This window comes from Acetobacter pomorum (genome assembly GCF_002738225.1).
GTDB lineage: Bacteria > Pseudomonadota > Alphaproteobacteria > Acetobacterales > Acetobacteraceae > Acetobacter > Acetobacter pomorum.
Window position 1 is genome coordinate 1 of record NZ_PEBQ01000174.1, and the last position, 663, is coordinate 663.

Genomic DNA, 663 nt, shown 5'->3' on the forward strand with positions numbered 1-663 from the left:
TCGATTTATTGCTCATGAATTCTTCTTACCTCACGGGTCTTTCTGTCTCCACAAAACCCGGGGCAATTCACTACTTTCCAGCGCACGATGGATCGTGCGTCTGTCGGCACCGGGAAAACCACGCGCGAAATTAAGCCGACCGTGTGCGACATTGTGACTGATCATCTGGATATATACCGTCCGGATGGTTCGGTGCTTCTGTCGTCGGTAAACATAACATTGCCCAGAGGGCATGATATTGTCCTGATCGGGCCATCAGGTCTCGGAAAATCGACGCTTCTACGCACGCTCGCCGGTATCTGGCCGTTCACCAGCGGCACAATACGACTGCCTGCGGAGGAGATGATGTTCGTTCCGCAGCGTCCCTACCTTCCTCTTGGAACTCTGCGCGCCACCCTATGCTATCCCCGCGCCCCCGAGACCGTTTCCGATGATCGTCTTTGCACCGTCCTCGCGCAGGTCGGCCTGTCGGCCCTGATCGACGATCGGGATACTGAGGGCAGATGGACGGAACGGCTGTCGCCGGGAGAGCAGCAACGCCTGATGTTTGGTCGCGTTCTGCTCAATCAGCCGGCATGGGTGTTTCTGGATGAATCGACGCGGAAATCTCACAGATGGAGTAATTTTGGATCATTTTCTGGTTGTTCAGGACTTCCTATACGT

General features: G+C 55.2%; 1 protein-coding gene. It reads left to right on the forward strand.

The features are described 5' to 3' along the window. Window positions 1–87: 87 nt before the first annotated feature. On the forward strand, window positions 88–663 hold a 576-nt coding region (locus tag CSR02_RS13645), incomplete at its 3' end, for an ATP-binding cassette domain-containing protein (protein ID WP_244177021.1).